Origin of the sequence: Synechococcus lacustris str. Tous, assembly GCF_003011125.1 — a bacterium.
Taxonomy (GTDB): Bacteria; Cyanobacteriota; Cyanobacteriia; order PCC-6307; family Cyanobiaceae; genus Synechococcus_D; species Synechococcus_D lacustris.
On record NZ_PXVC01000148.1, the window covers coordinates 1 to 2,182 of the forward strand.

Annotated in this window: 4 protein-coding genes; all 4 read left to right on the top strand. The window is 45.2% G+C overall.

The window, feature by feature from the left end; translation table 11 throughout:
• Positions 1-429, top strand: a 429-nt coding sequence (locus C7K08_RS16190; RefSeq protein WP_206603873.1) for a hypothetical protein, incomplete at its 5' end; no start/stop codon positions are given.
• A 244-nt stretch (positions 430-673) separates the two neighbouring features.
• The gene (locus C7K08_RS13605; RefSeq protein ID WP_106501072.1) at positions 674-907 is read left to right on the top strand and encodes a DUF4160 domain-containing protein; all 234 of its coding nucleotides are present in this window, start codon (positions 674-676) and stop codon (positions 905-907) included.
• Positions 900-1,166 (top strand): DUF2442 domain-containing protein, encoded by a 267-nt coding sequence (locus C7K08_RS13610; protein ID WP_106501073.1) that lies wholly within the window; start codon positions 900-902, stop codon positions 1,164-1,166. The genes C7K08_RS13605 and C7K08_RS13610 overlap by 8 nt, the downstream gene beginning before the upstream one ends.
• A gap of 846 nt (positions 1,167-2,012) precedes the next feature.
• Positions 2,013-2,182 (top strand): transposase (locus C7K08_RS16960; RefSeq protein ID WP_153062429.1); only part of this gene is annotated, 170 nt, incomplete at its 3' end.

Consider the following 2,182-nt stretch of genomic DNA (forward strand, 5'->3'; position numbering starts at 1 on the left):
ATCCGTAATATCCGTAATGATGTGCGCCCTAACCGTTGGGTTGCTTTAGAGGTAGATAAATATGCCTGGGGTTTATTTTGGGCTGGTGGTGGGTTGCAGCATTGCCGTGAATTATTAKYAAAAGARGCAACAGCAAGCGAGAATCAATCTGCYTTRGTKCCAGCTAACCCAGAAGCATTGCTTAGGTTAATTCTTGATCTACATGCAGATGCAAATGTRTCTGAACTKGATTCTGGGGCTATACCAGCACCACTTAGGGCTGCARGCAATCCATTAGCCAGCCARTGGAAATTACTAATTTACAGCTCAATTGCTTGGTTTAGTATTTTACTGATAACAATTAGTGCTTTTGTTGTTGCATTAGAGAAGCAGGATCGAAAATTAGAATTATTGCTTGAGCGCACTACGCCTAGTTTAAAGCAGAACTAATTATTGAACTTTCCAGGGTAATCCTCTAATATCAGTGCATTTGCTCTTTGAGATAGTTTAAACTTCCGCGCAATATCCTGAAGGGAAGGAGGAATTCTTTCAAGCGCTAACCAAAATAAAATTATCTTTGGCCTCTATATGTGCCAAKAAGATGGTTCTATGTAATTACGTAAACTTTCTAATTAGTGTTAACTTTGCAGGAAGGTCTGGGYCGGTATYGTTGACATAATGGTAGCTACTTCGCATGCCAACAATCCTCAGGAGCGGTCCTTACAGGGTCTACTTCTACAGTCACGAGCCAAATGAGCCACCCCATGTTCATGTTGATAGAGATAAGGCGTCATGCAAAGTCTGGCTTGTCCCTGTTGCACTATCTTTTAGCCTTGGTTTTAGCGCCAGAGAGCTKSGTGAAATTGAACGTTTGATCAGCTTGAACAGAGCTATCCTAATAGAGGCATGGGAAGAATTTCATGGCTAACCCTGGTGAGCAGGTCACTGACGTCGCGTTGACAGAGGACAGGCTGATCGTCGACTTGGCTGACGGTCGATCCATYTCGGTGCCGTTGGCATGGTTCCCAAGACTTCTGCTTGCAACTTCCCAGGAGCGTGAAAACTGGGAGATTGCTGGGGCCGGCTTTGGAATCCACTGGCCAGATGTTGATGAAGATTTAAGTGTGGAAGGCCTGCTTCGTGGTGCGCCAGCGCCTCAGGCAAAGGCAAAGGCACTGGTCAGCTAAAACCACCATGCACCTAAGCTCCACCGTAAGGTCATCCTTCTTGCAGGGAACACATTTAGGCCAGTGAATCGCTGGCGTTATAGGAATTTAATGTCCTTAAGTTCAATGGAGATTGGTGCTARCTTTGTACGAAAAAGTTTGGTGATTCTTTGTTCTGAATTTATTTGAGTATTGATATCTTGAATTTAGTCCTAAATTAATAAAATTACTAATTACTTAGACGTTTAGCCATGTTTTGTTGTTTATGTTCTTTTTGATCAGCAAGCCTTCTTGCCGCTAGCACTAGTTCTGGACTGCTACGGCAATGACGTAATGCACGGGCAAGCTGGGGTTCCTTTTCAGCATCCTCTACTAAACGCTCCAGCTCAAACCAGCCTTTTTACCGCAATCCGTGCCGATTAATTGGCCGGCCAAGATTTACACCCGACTCAACTGCAGGAATACCAGGAGCGCCAATTGGATTTCCCATCACCCCATAACCAGGAGCACCAGCACGTCTTAATTGCGCATCCGCAGCAAGGGGCGCAATAAATAAAGCAGCACAACTGCTTAATATTGCAAAAGTTTTCAATTGGATCTCAATCAACATCAACATATCCTAATCGATTTATTTGATAATCGAACAGATGCCTCATGTTATTTGCTTTTAACGCAATAATTATTAGAACTGTAATAACCAAGTGGGCAAGAGCCTTGTTTTTATTAATGACCTAACCGGTTGTACAGCAAACCCAGTAGCACTACTGCTAGGTAATAGCGAACACACACCCATGACGTGGACCCCAAAAACTGAACCAGCCCTTATGAGAGCTTCCTTACCGGCCAGATTTGGCCAGGAGAAGCCCCATGAAACGCAAACGCCACAACCCCGAGCAGATCATCCGCAAGCTGCGCACCGCGGAACAACTGCTTAACCAAGGCCAAGCCGTCGCCGATGTCTGCAGAGCTCTGGAGGTCTCAGCCCCTACTTATTACCGCTGGCAGCAGCTATATGGAGGGATGAAAGCGACTGAGGC